A 16,472-nucleotide genomic window follows, 5' to 3' on the forward strand; every position below is an offset into this window, starting at 1 on the left:
GCCGGGTGCGCTCAGGACCAGGACGGCGGCGCGTCCCCGGTCGGGCGCGGGGTGATCAGCACGGCCGCGACCACCGTCGCGCCGAGCATGATGCCGGCGGCCACCAGCAGGGCCACGCCGAATCCGTGCACGGTGCCCGCCGTGACCGCGTCCGGGGCACCCTCGTGGTTGCGCAGCCAGGTCGCGGTGACGCTGGTGGCGACGGTGTTGAACAGCGCGGTGCCGAGCGCGCCGCCCACCTGCTGTCCGGCGTTGAAGGTCGCCGCGGCGGTTCCGGCGTCGGCCGCGCCCACCCCCGCGGTGGCCAGGCTGGTCGCGGTGGTGAGCACGACGCCCAGGCCCAGGCCGATCAGGATCTGCGCGGGCACCAGATACAGCACCAGTACATGCGCGCTGTCCGCCGTCAACCGGGACAGGAGCAACAACCCGGCGGCCATCGCGAGCAGCCCGGGAACCATCAACACCCTGGCGGTCACCCGGGCCAGCAGCCGGCCCGCGATCAGGATCGACCCCACCAGCGAGCCCGCGACCAGCACCATGATGATCAGCCCGGCCCGCACGGGTGAATAGCCCAGCACGGTCTGCGCGTAGTAGCTCAGGAACAGGAAGCAGCCGAACAGCGCCGCCAACATCAACGCGCTGGTGAGGTAGACGCCACCACGAACGCGGTCCGCCACCACCCGCATCGGCAACAGCGGGTGGCGCACCCTGGTCTCCACCAGCACGAACAGGCCGAGCAACAACACCCCGCCGGGCAGCAGGACGAGCACCAACGGGTCGTCCCAGCCGCGTGGCTCGGTGCGATTGAAGCCGTAGACCAGGGCCACGAGGCCGGCCACGCTCAGCAACGCTCCCGGCAGGTCCAGCCGACCGGGCCCGGCCGAGGGACGGTCGCGGTAGACGAACGGCAGGCCCAGCAGGGCGATTCCGGCGATCGGCACGTTGACCCACAGGCACCACCGCCAGTCCAGGTATTCGGTGAGCAGCCCGCCCGCGAGCAGGCCGACCCCCGAACCGGCGGCGCCCATCGCCCCGAACACCCCGAACGCCTTGCCGCGGTCCCGTGGGTCGGTGAAGGTCAGGGTCAGCAGCGACATGGCGGCGGGCGCCATCGCCGCGGCGAATACCCCCTGGAGCGCGCGGGCCCCGAACAGCGTGCCCGCACCGTCGGCCGCGCCACCCAGCGCGGAGGCGGCGGCGAACCCGATCAGGCCGATCCGGAACGTCCGGCGATGCCCGAGCAGCCCACTGACCCGGCCGCCGAGCAGCAATAACCCGCCAAAGGCCAGCACATAGGCGATGATCGCCCACTGCCGGTCGGCGTCCGACAGGTGCAGATCCTGCTGCATCGAGGGCAGCGCGATGTTCACGATGGTGCCGTCCAGCACGATCATGAGCTGGGCGAGGGTGATCACGGCCAGCGCCCACCACCGCTGCTCGTGGCGACGATCGACCGCCGGATCGACCACCGCCTCGGCCCGCTCCGGGTCGGGCGCGCGCTCGTGTTCCCGTTCGTGTTCCTGCTCGTACTCCCGCTGATGCACGGCTGGTTTCCGCCCCTCTAGAACAACGTACTAGTACCGGTACAACGTTCGACAAGGCCAGGATACTAGGCTCGCCGTCACGGAAAGAGCAAGGAGGTTGGGTCATCAAGGGCAAGCAGGGCAACGCCAAGGGCCAGGCCGCGGGGGGCGCGCAGAGCGTGTGGCTGCGCGAATCCCGGGCGGCGCGCGAGGAACCCCCGTTGACCCGGGCACGCATCGTCGGCGAGGCGGTGGCCCTGCTCGACGCGGAGGGCATCGACGGGCTGACCATGCGGCGTCTGGCCGAGCGGCTGGGGTCGGGCGTCACCACGCTCTACTGGCACGTGGACACCAAGATCGACGTGGTCGACCTCGCGCTCGACGCGATCTTCGCCGAGACACCGCTACCGGCGCCTGCCCCGGACCCCGACGCGTGGCAGGCCGACATCGTCGCCCTGCTCATGGACTGGCGGGCGACCATGCTGCGGCACCCGTGGTCGGCCGCGCTGCTCCAGCGACCGACCCTGGGCCCGAACCTGTTGGCCCGGATGGAGTTCCTGCAGGCGACCCTGGTCCGGGCGGGCTTCACCGGCCGGCGCCTGAACTCCGCCACCTGGGCGCTCTACAACCACCTGATGGGCGCGACCGTGGCCCGAGCCGGCTTCACCCTCTCCGCCGAGGACCGCGAGGCCGCCCAGCGCCGGCTGCACGACCTGAACGACCGCTACCCGACGCTGAGCGCCAACGACTACATGCTGCAGAACGACTGGGACACCACCTTCACCACCGGCCTGACCTACGTCCTGAACGGCATCACCGCCTCCCCACCCACCGACGGACAACCGTCGGAGGTGGGCGGGGAGCCGGCGACGATCAGTCGTGGTCCGGGGTGGGGCGGGTGATGGCGAACATGTAGCAGCCGTAGGTGATGTTGCGGCTGTGGATTCGGGCCACCTCCGGGTCGGCGAGGATTTCGGCGAGGGCCCCTTCGGGGGCGTCGGTGTCGTGGACGCGCGAGGTGGGGTGGATGCGGCCCAGCGCGTCGTAGGCGCGGAAGACCTGGGGGCGGTCGCGCCAGTGCGGCGGGTAGCCGTCGTCGGTCGGGCCGGGGCAGGCTTCGGCGTGTGTGAAGACCGCGCCGATCTCGCGGTACGGGCTTGCCGGCAGCGGGGGTTCGTAGCCGAACAGGATCAGCGACTCGCCCGGTTCCGCGTCGCGCAGGCAGCAGCGCAGCGGCTCGCCGCCGCCGGCCGCGCGCGGCTCGACCGGGTGGCCGGAGACGTCCGTACCGGCGGCGCGGACCGTGTCGAGGAACTCGGCGGGGATCGCTCGGACGACGAAGGCGGGTGGGCTTGCGATGGTGGTCATGGCACCAGCGTGGGCGGGGCCGGAACGCGGTGCCGGCGGCATTCGGACACCGCGTTCGGGCCTGCCGGGACCCGGCTCACTCGTCCAGGCGGCACCAGTCGCGGCGGTAGGACGCCCAGTCCGTGTCGGTCGCGGTGAAGTCGACGTACAACGCGACGCCGAAGGCCGGTCGGTGCAGGTCGGTTCGGGTCAGGCCGAGCCGGATGCCACGCACCGCCGCCGCGACCGTCTCGGCCGAGCCGTGGTGGCCCCACGAGTTCGCGTAGTAGGCGGGCAGGCCCATCAGCAGGTCGACCCGGGCCGGGGTCGCCTCCAGCGCGAGCCCGGTCTGCTGCGCGACGTAGCCGCCGTACAACGACTCCAGCGGCATCGCGGTGTCGTAGGACATCAGCGCGATCTGGTCGACCCGGCGCGCGACCTGGCCGAAGTAGCGCTGCGACCACCACTTGGGGTGGTCGCGCAACGCCAGGAACACGTTGTGCAGCGACGGCAGCGGGTCGATCTGGGCGGCGGCGACCGAGAGCGGGACGCCGCGCGCCCGGGTCATCTCGTGGGTGGCGGTGAGCACGGTCAGGAAGTCCTCGTCGCCGGACCACACCGGCTCCAGGTCGAAGTGCACACCCTCGAAGCCGGCGTCCAGGACCTGCGCGGCCGACGCGGTGATCGCCGCGCGCACCTGTGGACGGGTCAGGTTCAGGCCGGGCCCGCCGTGCGAGACGATGTCGCCGAGCCACGCCTGCACCCGTACACCGGGCAACTCGCGGTGCACCGCCTCCACCAGTTGCCGCGCCCCGGGATGCGCCGACGCCGGCAGCGTGCCGTCGTGTTCCAGCGGACCGGCGTGCACATACAGGTCGTGGATGCCGGTATCGCGCAACCGCTTTGCCAGCACCGCCAGTTCGGCCGGGCCCTTGCGCCCGTCCACCCACGCGTGGCCCAGCCAGATCGCATCCCGGCCGCGACTGCGGGCCTGATCCGAGGGATCGCCCGCGTACTCCAACCGCAACGCGAGCGCGGCGGCACCGACCGGCACCAGCGGCAGACTCACCAATAACAACACGATCACGGTGACCCGCCGCCACCGACTCCACGACCGCCACCGCCGCCGCAGCCGACCCCGACGCGGCGACGAGGGCACATCGGGCGGCGCCCCCTCGGCCGCCTCGACGTCCCCACCCTCGACACCCCCGCCGTCGGGGTCCACCTCGTCGCGGACACCGATCTCGCGGACGCCGACCCCACCGGCGGCCACCCCACGTGCACCTTTCTCCGCAGCCCCCGTCCCACCGGCCGCGTGCCCTCCCCCACCTCGCGCGCTGTTGTCCCGGGCAGTGCGCCCGGGCTCGGCGATACCGATACGGATCGTCCCCCTGTGTCGTGGCCGGCCGCCCCACGTCGTGGCAGACCCCCCAGGGTCACGGCCGGCGAACCGCTTTCTCGCGACCGACGGGCCGCCGCGCGCGACCGCGGACGGGTTCCGGGTCGGCGGGCCGAGCCGCGGTCGGGGGGCCGGGTGCGACTCCCGCCTACTACGGACGCGCCCGGGTACGGAACCGTTCCAGCCCCGCCCCGACACCCTCGGCCGCGACGGCGATCACACACCGGGCCGTCGCCATCGGAGACTGTGACCCATGTCACATCAATGATTGAAATATCCGGGGACTTCCTGTCCGTTTAACCGAGCGAATCACAATCGGGGAATCACTCCCCGGTTATCGGTCGGGACCGACAGGAAGGAGCCGGATCATGGGCAGTACCGCCACCGTCACCGCCACCGACGTTGTCGAGGACCGCGGTCCGCGCCTTCGTGCGGATGCCCGGCGCAATCGCGAGCGGATCATCGCCGCGGCGCGCGAGATGTTCGTCGAGCACGGCGCCGAGGTGCCGTTCGACGAGGTCGCCCGCCGTGCCGGAGTCGGCAACGCGACCCTGTACCGCCACTTCGCCGACCGCGGCGAGCTCGCACACCGGGTGATCCTCTCCGTCCTGGAGCGGATCACCGAGCAGGGCGAGCTGGCCCTGGCCGAGGAGCCGGTGGCCTTCGCGGCCCTGCGGCGCTTCGCCCACGGCGCGATGAGGGAGCGGATCGGGGCGCTGTGCCCACTCGTGTCCGCGACCGTGGACAAGGAACACCCCGAGCTGATCTCCGCCCGGACGCGGCTGGAGGACCTGGTCGAGACGCTGATGGAGCGTTCTCGTGCCGAGGGCCGGCTGCGCGTCGACGTCGGCTCGGGCGATCTCCTGATGGCGATCACCCAACTCACCCGACCGCTGCCCGGGATGGGCGGCTGCGTGGTGAACGACCGGTTCGTGCACCGTCACCTCGACGTGCTGCTCGACGGTCTGTGCACATCCGACCCCACCCCGCTGTCCGGCTCCACCGTGGCGATGCGGGACCTGGAACACCTGGCCGACGAGCCCGAGGGGCAGCCTTCCGGGCGCTGACGCGCCCTACCGACTTCCGATTTCACCGCAATACCGCGTGACCGCGTAACGACTACGAACTCGTCACCGTCGCCTCGCCACTTCGGCGTGGGCGAGGGGCACCGTCCGCCCCTGCGACGCCCGCCGTCGCAACGCACCCCCAAAGTGAGTACACCCATGTCTGCAACCGCTCCGCCCCAGACCGCCATGCCCGATCCCAGGCGCTGGAAAGCGCTCGTCTTCATCGCCCTCGCCCAGCTCATGGTCGTGCTCGACGGCACCATCGTGAACATCGCGCTGCCGTCCGCCCAGACCGACCTGGGCATCTCGGACGGCAACCGACAATGGGTGATCACCGCCTACGCCCTCGCGTTCGGCGGGCTGCTGCTGTTCGGCGGCCGGATCGCCGACCTGTGGGGTCGACGCCGGACCTTCATCGTCGGTCTGGTCGGCTTCGCCGCCGCCTCCGCGCTCGGCGGCATAGCCGCGAGCACCGGCATGCTGCTCGGCGCCCGCGCCCTCCAGGGTGTGTTCGGCGCGCTGCTCGCCCCGTCCGCGCTGTCCCTGCTCGCGGTGATGTTCACCGACGGCAAGGAACGCGCCAAGGCGTTCGGCATCTTCGGCGCGATCGCCGGTGGTGGTGGCGCGGTCGGCCTGATCCTGGGCGGCGTGCTCACCGAGTACATGAACTGGCGCTGGACCTTCTTCGTCAACATCCCCTTCGCCGCGGTCGCCGCGGCCGGTGCCGTCCTGGTCATCCGCGAGCCCGCCGGCACCCGCAACCGTTCGCCGCTGGACATCCCCGGCGTGGTGCTGTCCTCGGTCGGCCTGGGCACCCTGGTCTACGCGTTCACCCGCGCCGAGAGCCACGGTTGGACCGCCGGCAGCACGCTGGGCCTGTTCGTGGCCGCCGCCGTCCTGCTCGCGTCGTTCGTCTTCGTGGAGAGCCGGGTCAAGGCGCCGCTGCTCCCGCTGCGGGTGATCGCCGAGCGCAACCGGGCCGGCATCTACCTCTCGCTGGGCCTGGCCATCATCGCGATGTTCGGCATGTTCCTGTTCCTGACCTACTACCTCCAGATCGTCAAGGACTTCTCGCCGGTGATGACCGGCCTGGCGTTCCTGCCGATGATCGCGGGCATGATCACCGGCTCGACCCAGATCGGCGCCCGGCTGATGACCAGGGTCCCGGCCCGGCTGCTGATGGGCCCGGGCTTCCTGACCGCCGGGGTCGGCATGTTGCTGCTCACCCGGATCGAGGTGGACAGCTCCTACGTCGGGCTGATCCTGCCCGCGCAGATCCTGCTCGGCCTGGGCATGGGCACCTCGTTCATGCCGGCGATGAGCCTGGCCACCTACGGTGTGCAGCCGCGCGACGCGGGTGTCGCGTCGGCGATGATCAACACGTCGCAGCAGGTCGGCGGCGCGATCGGCACCGCGCTGCTGAACACCATCGCGGCCAGCGCGACCACCGCCTACGTGGCCTCGCACGCGGTGACCTCGGCCGGCGCCGAGCAACTGCGCATGCAGGCCATGGTGCACGGCTACGCCACCGCGATCTGGTGGGCGGTCGGCATCCTGGCCCTGGCCTCGGCGATCGCCTTCACGTTCATCACCGTCGGGCACGGCGACAGCACGGTGGTCGCCTCGCACGACGAGGACGCGGACGAGATGGCGATTCCGGTGCTCGTGCACTGATCGCCCACCGCTGATCACCCGGCACCGACCGCCGGGCGCGGGCCCCATCGCCACCGGCGGTGGGGCCCGCGCCATGTCCGCGACCGGCCCGACCGACACTCGGGCCGGCGGCCCGGGTCAGCGGAACGCCGGGATCACCTCGGCACCGAACAGCCGGATCATCGCGGCCAGTTCATCGAAGGAGCCGCGCGTGGACACCGGGCTCGCCCCGGCCGGCAGCCCCGCGCCGAAGGCGGCGTGCACGTGCTCGCTGCCGGTGCGGTCGCGGTAGCGGGTGATCTGGGCGATCACGTCCTCGGGGTCGCCCCACAACAGGCGGTCGCGGGCGATCTCCTCGGCGGGTACCCGTTCACCCGCGTCCAGGCGGCGGAACAACTCCCGCTCGTCGGCGTCCTCGGCCGACTCGCGCCAGTGTTCGAGCAGGCCGCCGACGTATCCGGGCAGCACCTCCTCGGCCACCGTGCGGCGATCCTTGCCCAGCCACGCATAGCGGCGCAGCACCCAGTCCGGACGCCGGGCGTGCGTCGCACAGGCCGCCCGGTAGACCGCCAGGCAGGATCGGGCCTTGGCCAACGACTGCACCGGACCGCACAACCACGCGTCGCCCAGCCGCGCGGCGCGCTCGACGGCGGCGTCGGCGACGCCCGCCACCCACAACGGGATGCGCTCCTGAACCGGGCGCGGGTGCACGGTCAGTTCGGGAAAGTTGTGGAAGCGGCCCCGGTAGCCGACGTTCTCCCGGGTCCAGAGCAGCCGGAGGATCTCCAGCGCCTCCTCCATCCGCGCGCCCCGGGTGCGGAAGTCGGATCCGTGCACGGTGTATTCCAGCGGCCACCAGCCCAGCCCGACGCCCAGGGTGACCCGGCCGCCGGAGATCTCGTCGATCGTGGCGACCTGTTCGGCGACCCGCACGGGGTGGTGCACCGGGAGTTGGAAGATGCCGGTCCCCACCCGCAGCGTCTCGGTGCGCGCGGCGACGGCGGCCAGCAGCGTGAGCGGATCGCTCATGTTGCCCGGCATGAAGTGGTGGTGGCCGACGGTGGCGGTGTCGAAACCCGCCTCCTCGGCGATCCGGGCCAGCGCGAAAGTGCGGTGGTACGGCTGCGCGTGGCCGGCGTCGCGAAGCACGGGCAGCGACATGGAGAACTTCATGCGGCCGGAAGCTAGCAGCGTCCTCGCAAGCTCTCCAGGGCCGCGCGGCCCCGCCGGTCCAAGCGACGGCGGCGGGCCCGCGGGCCGGCGGGGCGCGGGCCGGGCGGGCTCGGCGCGCCGGTACGCTCGCTCGGCGGGGTCGGGTGGTGTGCACGGTGGAGGCGATGACGATGGCCGAGCGGGTCGCGGTGGGACTGGTCGGGGCGGGTCCATGGGCGAGTCTGGTGCACGCGCCGGTGTTCGCGGACGGGCCGGAGACCCGGCTCGCCGCGGTGTGGGCGCGCCGCCCGGAGGCGGCCCGGGAACTGGCCGAGACCCATGGGGCCCAGGCGTGCGCGCGGTTCGACGAACTGCTCGACCGGTGCGAGGCGGTGGTCTTCGCGATCGCCCCCGAGGCGCAGCCCGCGCTGGCCGAGCGGGCGGCCCGGGCGGGCAAGGCGGTGCTGCTGGAGAAGCCGATCGCGGACGACCTGGACGGCGCCCGTCGATTGGCCGACGTGATCGGCGAGACCGGGGTCGGCTCGATGGTCGCGTTGAGCGCTCGATACGCGCCGCGGGTACGGGACTTCCTGGCCCACCTGGAGAGCGCCGACACCCGGTGGCGCGGCGGGCGACTGGCCTGCGTCACCGGCGCCTTCCTCGATGGTCCGTTCGCGGCGTCGCCGTGGCGACAGGCTCGCGGGGCGATTCTCGACGTGGGGCCGCACGCGTTCGATCTGATGAGCGTCGCGCTGGGCGACGTCGTGGAGGTGCGGGCCGATGCCCCCGGCGACGGGTGGACGGCGGTACAACTGGTGCACGCCGGCGGCGCGGTGTCCCAACTGGTGCTGTGTTGCGCCGCGGCGGCGGGCCACCGCTACGACGTGGAGGTCTACGGGGCGACCGGGGTCGCCGCGCTCGACCTGTCCACCGCGATCGACGGGGCCGCGTTCGCGGTGCTGCGCGCGGAGTTCGCGAGCCTGGTGCGCGACGGGGGCGAGCACGTGTGCGATGTCCGCCGCGGGCTGTACCTCCAGGAGGTCGTCGCCCGCGTCGAACGACAACTCGCCGCGGCACGCTGAGCCGCGCGCCGCGACGATCACGTGTGGTGGGTCAGGCCGTCGGCTTGCGGGCGATGCCACCGGCCATCAGCTTCTGACCGACGGTCAGCGGCTCCTCGACCGGCTCCTCCGGCCGCCACTGCGGCAGGAACACCACGCCCGGCTCGACCGGTTCCAGGCCCTCGAAGTACGCGGATATCTCCTCGATCGTACGGAAGCGCCCCGAACCCAGGTCGGTGAGCAGCGCCTTCTCCAGCGCGACCGCGTCCGGGCTGGACGCGCAGAAGTGGGTGAGGAAGAGGAAACTGCCGGGCGGCAGCGCCTTCTTGTACGCCTCGACGATCTGCTCGGGGCCCTCGTCGTCGTTGAGGTGGTGCACGACGCCGACCAGCATCAGGCCGATCGGCTGGTCGAAGTCGATCAGGGCCCGTACGTCCGGGTGGTTCAGGATCTCGGCCGGGTCGCGCAGGTCTGCGGTGACCACCGTGGTCCGGTCGTTCTCGGCGAGCAGCGCCCGGCCGTGCGCGAGCACGATCGGGTCCTTGTCCACGTAGACCACCCGGGCCTCGGGCGAGTGCTCCTGGGCCACCTGGTGGGTGTTCTGCACGGTGGGCAGGCCGGAGCCGAGGTCGAGGAACTGGCGGATGCCCTGCTCGGCCATGTACCGCACACCGCGCCCGAGTATCGCCCGGTTGTACCGGCCGACATCGCCGATCTCCGGGACGATCGCCAGCGACGCCTCGGCTATCGCGCGGTCCACCGGGTAGTTGTCCTTGCCGCCGAGTACCGCGTCGTAGACTCGCGCGATGCTGGGCGTGGAGATGTCGATGCCGACCGGTCGCCAGTCGTCGTTCGGCTCGACCGGAGCGTTGTCCGCCGTTTGCGAGTCGTCTGCCATGAAGGCTCCAACCGTGGATTGATGGAATGGTCGATTCCCGTTGCCGGCAAGCCTATTGGTGCCGGACCGGGTTTTGTCGCCCGGGCCGGGGACCAACCGCGACGTTCCGAGCCGACGCGGGTGGCGACGTACACGCCCCCCTCGCCCACGCCTCCATCCGGATGAACGCGCGTGGCAGGTGACGCACCAAGGGTCGATCTCCGGCATTCCGCCCATGCGTTCCAACCTGTCGATGGGCGCCGCGTCCCCCCGGAGGTCTTCGGAGGACCCGCGAGAGCGGTGCGGCGAAAGGGGTGTCGGCTCGCCGATAATGCGATCCATGGATCACATCAGTCATTTCCGCCGTGAGGTTCGTGCGTTCGAGGCCGCCGCGCGGCGGGGTCTGAACGCTCCCGAGGCGCCCGTCGTGCCGTCCTGTCCGGAGTGGACGATGAGCGATCTGGTGGTGCACCTCGGCGGCGTGCACCGCTTCGTGGCCCGGGTCGTCGTGGCCGCACTCGCCGAGCCGCCGCCGGTCACCGACATCGGGATCTACGCCCTGCCCGAGGACCGCACCGGCTGGCCGACCCCGGGCGGTCCCACGCCCACCCCGGGGCCGTTGCCGCCCGGCCTGGTCGACTGGTTCGCCGCCGGGGCGGGCGAGTTGGCCGACGCGTTCGCCCACACGCCGGCCGCGCGCACGGTCTGGACCTGGTCCGCCGAGCAGAGCGTCGGTTTCTGGCTGCGCATGCAGACCATCGAGGCCGCCGTGCACCGCTGGGACGCCGAGCAGGCGGTCGGCGCCGCCGCTCCGGTGCACGCCGAACTCGCGGCGGACGCGATCGCCCAGCACTTCGAGGTGATGGTCCCGGCCCGGCGCGAGCGGGGGCAGGCGCCGCCCGGGTCCGGCGAGCACCTGCGGTTCCGGCAGACCGACGGACCGGGCGACTGGGCGCTGCGTCTGGTCGGCGACGAGGTCCGGTTCGGCCCGGCCGAGGGGCGCGGTGATGTCGAACTGGCCGGTACGGCATCGGACTTGGCGCTCTTCCTGTGGGGCCGCCTCCCGGTGGACCGGCTCACCGTCACCGGCGACCGCGACACCGCCGACCGGTACTTCACCCTCGTCCCACCGGTATAGCGCCGAACCGCCCTGGGGTCGCCGTCAATTCGTCGGGGGTGGCGTATCCGTCGAGGCGTCCGAGACCCTGGGGAACGGGCGCGGGTAGTGCACACCGAGGTGGAAACGGTCGGCGAGGACGTCGGCGAACGCCGCCGCGATCCGGTACTCGCCGGCCGGGTTCGGGTGCAGGCCGTCCCCGGTGTGGTCGGCCGCGATGAACTCGGCGTCGGTGGTGGCCACCACGATCGGCGACTCGTCGCTGTTCAGGTCGGCCGCGAGGGCGTCGATCCGCGCGTTGAAGGCCGCCGCCCGGGCGGCGAAGTCCGGGTCCGGGCCCGCCTGATGGGTGGGCAACACGTGGCCGAGCACGATCCGCAGACGCGGGTTGGCCCGGCGGGCGTCGGAGATGAACGCGCGCAGGTTCTCCTCGAACCGGGCCGGATCGATGTTCGGCCGCAGGTCGTCGACCCCGAGCAGGATCAGCAGGTAGTCCGGTCGGTGCTCGGCCACCTCGGCCTCGATGTCGCCGAGCGGGTCGTCGGACCCGACCAGGTCCAGCCGCACGTCGTGGGCGCGCAGGTGTCGCCACAGGCGATATCGCCAGGTCCGGTCGCCGCTGCCGACGTGACCGATCGAGTCGCCGGCGATCATCACCGGGACCTCGTGTCTCGCGCCCGTCATGGTGCCTCCCGGGTCGATCCACCGGCCGTGTCCGGGCAGCGGTCCTGTCCACACGTTAGGTTCGCCGCGCGCACGCCGCCCGCTCGGCTACCGCGAACGGGTGGTGCCGACCCGGGCGAGCGCGCTCAGGCCGGCGCCTCCCGCAGCGGCGCCGGAAGCGGCAGGCCGTGCAGGATGTCCAGCCGGGACACCGCCCTGGTCAGCACCACGTACAGGCGGCCCGCCCCGCGCGCCTCGGCGGCCACGATCGCGGCCGGTTCGACCACCACCACGTGGTCGTACTCCAGCCCCTTGGCCAGCGTCGCGGGCAGGACGGTCACCCGCACCGCGCCGGTCGGATCCGGCGCCTCCGCCGTCGTGGTGGCGATGTCGGCGGCGGCCAGCGCGGCGCCCAACGCCGGGATCCGCGCGTCGTCCGCGATCACCCCGATCGAGCCCGGCCGCTCCAGCGCGGCGCGCACCGCCACGACCGCCGCGGCGATCGGGTCGGCCACCTCGCGGATGCTCAGCTCGCCGTCCTCGCGCAACGACCGGGCCGCGGGCACGTCCACGTCCAGGCCCGCGAGCAGCCGGTTCGCCAGCGCCACGATCACCGCGGGCACCCGGAAGCCGACGGTCAACGGTGCCACCTCGGCCTCGGGTCGGCCCAGGTGGGTGAGCAGCTCGGGCCAGGTGCGGGCGGACCAGGGCGTGGTGCCCTGGGCCAGGTCGCCGAGCACGGTCACCGAGCCGGAGCCGATCCGCCGGGCCAGCGCACGACACTGCATCGGGGACAGGTCCTGCGCCTCGTCGACCACCACGTGACCGTAGGTCGGCGGCCGTTCGATCAGGCCGGCCAGCTCGTCCAGCAGGACCAGGTCGGCGGCCGACCAGCGGGCGCTGCGCCACGAGCGCGGCGGCCGGGTCCACCGGATGGCCCGCTGTTCGTCGGCGGTGAGGATGCCGTCGACGGCGGCCGACGCGTGCGGGTCGGTGAGCAACTCGGCGAGAACCTGCTCGGGGTGCGCCCTGGGCCAGCAGTGGTCGACGAAGCCGGCGACGCCCTTCGAGCCGCCCATCCGACGCAGCCAGGCACCGGTCGGCGGGCCGGAGTTGCGTTCGGCCTGGCGTTGCAGCAGGGCCACCGCGCGGGCTCGGATCCGGTCCCGGCCGACCTGGTACGGGGGATCCTCGGCGCGCACCCCCTCGACGATCCGGGTCAGTTCGTCCAGGGTGATCCGGCGCCGGTAGGAGCCGTCGGGCACCGCGACCGGCTCGATCGGGGCGACGACCCGGGCGTAGAGCGCACGGCGCAGCACGGTCGCCATCCGGGGGTCGTGTTTGACCACCTCGGCGGCGGGTTCGTCGTGGGCCCGGATGGCCTGCCGGCCGACCTCCTCGTCGATGGTGGTCTGCCGGATTCCGGTCTCGCCGAGCGCGGGCAGCACCTCGGAGATGTAGCGCAGGAAGGCCCGGTTGGGGCCGACGATCAGCAGGCCGGCGCGCTGGATGCGCTGCGGGTAGGTGTAGAGGAGGTAGGCCGCGCGGTGCAGGCCGACGGCGGTCTTGCCGGTGCCGGGGGCGCCCTGTACGCAGATCGAGGCGGTCGGGTCGCGGCGGACCAGGTCGTCCTGTTCGGGCTGGATGGTGGCGACGATGTCGCGCATCGGGCCGACCCGGGGGCGGCGCAGTTCGCCGGCCAGGATCGCCCCGGGGCCGCCGGTGTCGGCCGGATCCGGCCCGGGGCTCGCGGCGAGGTGCTCGTCCTCCAGGCCGGTCAGGTCCTCGGCGGCGCCGTCGCTCCACGGCGCCCAGCCGAACCGGCGGCGGATCGCGACGCCCTGCGGGTCGCGGGCACTGGCCCGGTAGAAGGCCCGGGAGATCGGTGCGCGCCAGTCGACCACGAGCGGCGGGACCGCCGGATCGGTGCCGATCCGGCGTCGGCCGATGTGGTAGCGACCGCCGCGGTGCTCGCCGGCCGCCTCCGTTTCGACGAAGTCCAGGCGGCCGAAGAACAGTGGGGTGTCCGGGAGTTCGTCCATCTCACGGGCGTGGCTGCGCAGGGTGTATCCGAGCGCCTCGGCATCCGCGCCGGAGGCGGAGACGTCGGCGCCGGTGCGCACGTGTTCGGTGGCGCCCGCGACCATCGCGGCCATCGCCTCGCGGCAGACCTCGTGGTAGGCGCGCTCCCGGCCGAGTTCGGCATCGAGTGGCGTCATGCCGACCAGGATAATGCAACTCGGTTAAAAATGTTACCGAGTAACGCTCGTGTAGCGGGTCAACCCCCCGGCCAGTCGATCGAACGCCCGTTCCGCCGTCGCCCGGGCCGCCGGATGCAGCGCCGCCGCGCGCTCGCCCGCCGCGATCCGCCGCCAGTTCTCCCGGGCCAGGATGCGCTGCACCGCGATGATCTGCCCGGCCGCCAACCGGGCCTGCATCGTGTCCTCGTCCGCGCCCGCGTCCCGGTCCACGCCCGGCCCGTCGGCCGCCTCCGGGTCGGCGTTCGCGGCGGGCGCCGCGGCGGCCAGCGCGTCGGCCAGTGCCTCCTCCGAGCGTTCGGTGTACGCGTACAGCCGGGCCACCAGGCTCGGGGTCCCGTACAGCAGCCGATGAAAGGCCAGCACCTGTGGCTGGTCGCTGAGCCCGGTGACCGGATCGTGCCGATCCAGTCCGGCCAGGAAGTTCAGGCGCAGCGCCGCCAGCGCCGAGACGCCCTCGGGCCGACCGGCCACCACCCGACCGGCCTCGTCCTGGTGGTCGGCGAACCGGTGCAGCACCAGGTCCTCCTTGGTCGGGAAGTACCGGAACAGCGTCGGCTTGGAGACCTCCGCGGCGTCCGCGACCTCGGCGACCGACACCCGGTCGAAGCCCTTCGCCAGGAACAGGGCGATCGCGACATCGGAGATCGTCGCCGCCATCCGCTGCCGCTTGCGCTCGCGCAATCCCATCTCACCGCTCATGCGCGGCACCCTACGCCGCGTCCACGACGCCGATCTCGCGCGCGTGCAGTCCGGCGAACACGACGTCCGCCACCGACCGCGCTCCGCATCCGTCGATGTCCACCACGATCGCGTGCCGCGGGTCGGCTTCGAGCGCGAGCGCGACATGGGCCTCGGCGATGCGCTCCAGCGCGCCGCGGCGGGTCAGCCAGCCCCGGTCGTCGGCGGAGAGCACCTGCTGCGCGGACAGTCGGTCGCGCAGTGTGCGGGCCGACGCGGTCAGGTGCACCGTGACGGTCGGCTCCTCCAGCACGGCCCGGTATTCGGCGACCTGGGCGCTGAGCCTGCTTCCGTCGGCCCGGTAGATCACCGCGCCGTCGGCGGCGACGCCGGCCGCCCACGTGTGCACGATCACCGGCCCGGCCGAGCGCTGTCGTTTGACCAGCTCGTCGGCCCGGAGCAGCCCGGCCAGACCGAGGCCGTATCCGGCGCGGACGTCGAGGCGGATCGATTCGGCACGCCCGGCGATCGGCGTGCAGCCGAGCGCGGTGCCGAGGGTGTCGGCGAGCGCGGCGCCACCCGCGCCGGGCGGCCCCTCGATCGCGATGAACGTGTGGTGGTCGGTGCGCCCGGCGGGAGCGGGCCCTGCGAGCGTGGTCGGGGTCATCGCGTGTCCTGGTTCGCTGGGATGGCCGTCGGTCGCGGACGGACCCGTCCGACCCTCGATGCCGCACCCGCCGGCGTCCGCCCCATCGGCAGACACTGCCGGCCCGGCACCGGCACGTCGCCGGCCGTCGCCCCTCCACGGTGCCTGATCCCGTGATGCCCCCGCAGGATCGACCGGGCGAACATCAGGCAACCACGAGGGTACCCGTCGGGGCGCTCCGACATCGAACTCGCGCTGCGTGAAGGCCCGTTCACGCGCGCACAGCACGCATTCCCGGACCTTTCCCACCGCGCCACAACGGCGTCGGTCCCACCCGCGCCCGGCGATCGCCGAAGCCGCCCGCCACGCTGATCCGCCGCCCATCCGGACAAACCAGACGGTCCCTCGGCTAAGCTCCCCGGATGTCACACGTTCCGACGGTCGCCGAGATCACCGCACTGCACCGGGCGTACGCGCCGACCCGAGCGGCCTTCGAAAAGGTGCACACCCATTGCGGGATCGTCTGGCGGATCGCCGAGCAGTTGCTCGACGGACCCGCCGGCGCCGGCGTGGACCGGGACCTGGTCCGGGCCGGGTGCCTGCTGCACGACATCGGGGTCTACCGGCTCTACGACGAGGACGGCCGACTGGACGGCGCCAACTACGTACGGCACGGACTGCTCGGCGTGGAGATCCTGCGCAAGGAGGGCCTGCCCGAGTCGCTGCACCGGTTCTGCTCGTGTCACACCGGCGTCGGGCTGACCCGGGACGACGTGCTGAGCCGGCAGTTGCCGATCCCGGTGGACGACTATCTCGCCGAGTCGGTCGAGGAACGTCTGGTGATGTACGCGGACAAGTTCCACAGCAAGTCCAACCCGCCGCGTTTCCTGCGCCCGGACACGTTCGCCGCGAAGATTCGGCGCTTCGGGGACGACAAGGTGGTCGCCTTCCAGGCCCTGGCAGACGAGTTCGGCGCTCCCGAACTCGACGCGCTGTCAGCCGAGTTCGGCCATCGCGTCACCTGAGTG

At 72.6% G+C, this 16,472-nt stretch carries 15 protein-coding genes; 6 read left to right on the forward strand and 9 right to left on the reverse strand.

The features are described from left to right. Positions 1-11 precede the first annotated feature (11 nt). Positions 12-1,469, reverse strand: coding sequence for an MFS transporter (locus tag ABZ374_RS10675; protein WP_360309272.1), 1,458 nt, complete (start codon positions 1,467-1,469; stop codon positions 12-14). A gap of 275 nt (positions 1,470-1,744) precedes the next feature. On the opposite strand from ABZ374_RS10675, the gene ABZ374_RS10680 reads away from it, so the two are divergent. Beyond that, complete coding sequence (locus ABZ374_RS10680; RefSeq protein ID WP_360309182.1) at positions 1,745-2,425, forward strand: TetR/AcrR family transcriptional regulator C-terminal domain-containing protein; 681 nt, start codon at positions 1,745-1,747, stop codon at positions 2,423-2,425. Here ABZ374_RS10680 and ABZ374_RS10685 read toward each other — a convergent pair. Both ABZ374_RS10685 and ABZ374_RS10690 read right to left on the reverse strand, forming a co-directional pair. Further along, a complete protein-coding gene (locus ABZ374_RS10685; RefSeq protein WP_360309184.1) occupies positions 2,397-2,891 on the reverse strand; it encodes a DUF1203 domain-containing protein in 495 nt (164 codons plus the stop codon). The genes ABZ374_RS10680 and ABZ374_RS10685 overlap by 29 nt on opposite strands. Positions 2,892-2,967: 76 nt before the next feature. Continuing rightward, a complete protein-coding gene (locus ABZ374_RS10690) occupies positions 2,968-4,143 on the reverse strand; it encodes a hypothetical protein (RefSeq protein WP_360309186.1) in 1,176 nt (391 codons plus the stop codon). 494 nt (positions 4,144-4,637) lie between these two features. Here ABZ374_RS10690 and ABZ374_RS10695 point away from each other — a divergent pair, with 494 nt between their 5' ends. Both ABZ374_RS10695 and ABZ374_RS10700 read left to right on the forward strand, forming a co-directional pair. After that, complete coding sequence (locus tag ABZ374_RS10695; RefSeq protein ID WP_360309188.1) at positions 4,638-5,336, forward strand: TetR/AcrR family transcriptional regulator; 699 nt, start codon at positions 4,638-4,640, stop codon at positions 5,334-5,336. Between the two features lie 156 nt (positions 5,337-5,492). Further along, entirely contained in the window at positions 5,493-7,010 is a 1,518-nt protein-coding gene (locus ABZ374_RS10700; RefSeq protein ID WP_360309190.1) for an MFS transporter, read from the forward strand. Positions 7,011-7,127: 117 nt separating this feature from the next. Here the strand turns inward: ABZ374_RS10700 and ABZ374_RS10705 are convergent, their stop codons facing one another. Then, positions 7,128-8,162, reverse strand: coding sequence for an LLM class flavin-dependent oxidoreductase (locus ABZ374_RS10705; protein ID WP_360309192.1), 1,035 nt, complete (start codon positions 8,160-8,162; stop codon positions 7,128-7,130). Positions 8,163-8,326: 164 nt separating this feature from the next. Here ABZ374_RS10705 and ABZ374_RS10710 point away from each other — a divergent pair, with 164 nt between their 5' ends. Then, the gene (locus ABZ374_RS10710) at positions 8,327-9,223 is read left to right on the forward strand and encodes a Gfo/Idh/MocA family oxidoreductase (protein ID WP_360309194.1); all 897 of its coding nucleotides are present in this window, start codon (positions 8,327-8,329) and stop codon (positions 9,221-9,223) included. A gap of 31 nt (positions 9,224-9,254) precedes the next feature. Here the strand turns inward: ABZ374_RS10710 and ABZ374_RS10715 are convergent, their stop codons facing one another. After that, the gene (locus tag ABZ374_RS10715; RefSeq protein ID WP_360309196.1) at positions 9,255-10,100 is read right to left on the reverse strand and encodes an SAM-dependent methyltransferase; all 846 of its coding nucleotides are present in this window, start codon (positions 10,098-10,100) and stop codon (positions 9,255-9,257) included. Between the two features lie 319 nt (positions 10,101-10,419). On the opposite strand from ABZ374_RS10715, the gene ABZ374_RS10720 reads away from it, so the two are divergent. Beyond that, positions 10,420-11,217: a maleylpyruvate isomerase family mycothiol-dependent enzyme gene (locus ABZ374_RS10720; RefSeq protein WP_360309198.1), complete on the forward strand. Its 798-nt coding sequence runs from the start codon at positions 10,420-10,422 to the stop codon at positions 11,215-11,217. 24 nt (positions 11,218-11,241) lie between these two features. Here ABZ374_RS10720 and ABZ374_RS10725 read toward each other — a convergent pair whose 3' ends face one another. The 4 genes from ABZ374_RS10725 to ABZ374_RS10740 form a co-directional block, all read right to left on the reverse strand. Then, the gene (locus ABZ374_RS10725) at positions 11,242-11,880 is read right to left on the reverse strand and encodes a GDSL-type esterase/lipase family protein (RefSeq protein ID WP_360309200.1); all 639 of its coding nucleotides are present in this window, start codon (positions 11,878-11,880) and stop codon (positions 11,242-11,244) included. Positions 11,881-12,005: 125 nt separating this feature from the next. Continuing rightward, on the reverse strand, positions 12,006-14,078 hold the full coding sequence (locus ABZ374_RS10730; RefSeq protein ID WP_360309202.1) for an AAA family ATPase: 2,073 nt from the start codon (positions 14,076-14,078) through the stop codon (positions 12,006-12,008). Between the two features lie 33 nt (positions 14,079-14,111). Next, entirely contained in the window at positions 14,112-14,819 is a 708-nt protein-coding gene (locus tag ABZ374_RS10735) for a TetR family transcriptional regulator (RefSeq protein ID WP_360309204.1), read from the reverse strand. A 10-nt stretch (positions 14,820-14,829) separates the two neighbouring features. Further along, complete coding sequence (locus ABZ374_RS10740; protein ID WP_360309206.1) at positions 14,830-15,465, reverse strand: hypothetical protein; 636 nt, start codon at positions 15,463-15,465, stop codon at positions 14,830-14,832. Between the two features lie 401 nt (positions 15,466-15,866). Here ABZ374_RS10740 and ABZ374_RS10745 point away from each other — a divergent pair, with 401 nt between their 5' ends. Beyond that, positions 15,867-16,469 (forward strand): HDIG domain-containing metalloprotein, encoded by a 603-nt coding sequence (locus tag ABZ374_RS10745; RefSeq protein WP_360309208.1) that lies wholly within the window; start codon positions 15,867-15,869, stop codon positions 16,467-16,469. The last annotated feature ends 3 nt before the right edge of the window (positions 16,470-16,472 follow it).

The sequence above is a fragment of the Embleya sp. NPDC005971 genome (genome assembly GCF_040629175.1).
GTDB lineage: Bacteria > Actinomycetota > Actinomycetes > Streptomycetales > Streptomycetaceae > Embleya.

What these genes read in the sequence shown, in the direction of transcription:
- ABZ374_RS10685 (WP_360309184.1), bottom strand. Translation starts at nt 2,891, where the DNA reads ATGACCACCATCGCAAGCCCACCCGCCTTCGTCGTCCGAGCGATCCCC.
- ABZ374_RS10695 (WP_360309188.1), top strand. Translation starts at nt 4,638, where the DNA reads ATGGGCAGTACCGCCACCGTCACCGCCACCGACGTTGTCGAGGACCGC.
- ABZ374_RS10700 (WP_360309190.1), top strand. Translation starts at nt 5,493, where the DNA reads ATGTCTGCAACCGCTCCGCCCCAGACCGCCATGCCCGATCCCAGGCGC.
- ABZ374_RS10705 (WP_360309192.1), bottom strand. Translation starts at nt 8,162, where the DNA reads ATGAAGTTCTCCATGTCGCTGCCCGTGCTTCGCGACGCCGGCCACGCG.
- ABZ374_RS10710 (WP_360309194.1), top strand. Translation starts at nt 8,327, where the DNA reads ATGACGATGGCCGAGCGGGTCGCGGTGGGACTGGTCGGGGCGGGTCCA.
- ABZ374_RS10715 (WP_360309196.1), bottom strand. Translation starts at nt 10,100, where the DNA reads ATGGCAGACGACTCGCAAACGGCGGACAACGCTCCGGTCGAGCCGAAC.
- ABZ374_RS10720 (WP_360309198.1), top strand. Translation starts at nt 10,420, where the DNA reads ATGGATCACATCAGTCATTTCCGCCGTGAGGTTCGTGCGTTCGAGGCC.
- ABZ374_RS10725 (WP_360309200.1), bottom strand. Translation starts at nt 11,880, where the DNA reads ATGACGGGCGCGAGACACGAGGTCCCGGTGATGATCGCCGGCGACTCG.
- ABZ374_RS10730 (WP_360309202.1), bottom strand. Translation starts at nt 14,078, where the DNA reads ATGACGCCACTCGATGCCGAACTCGGCCGGGAGCGCGCCTACCACGAG.
- ABZ374_RS10735 (WP_360309204.1), bottom strand. Translation starts at nt 14,819, where the DNA reads ATGAGCGGTGAGATGGGATTGCGCGAGCGCAAGCGGCAGCGGATGGCG.
- ABZ374_RS10740 (WP_360309206.1), bottom strand. Translation starts at nt 15,465, where the DNA reads ATGACCCCGACCACGCTCGCAGGGCCCGCTCCCGCCGGGCGCACCGAC.
- ABZ374_RS10745 (WP_360309208.1), top strand. Translation starts at nt 15,867, where the DNA reads ATGTCACACGTTCCGACGGTCGCCGAGATCACCGCACTGCACCGGGCG.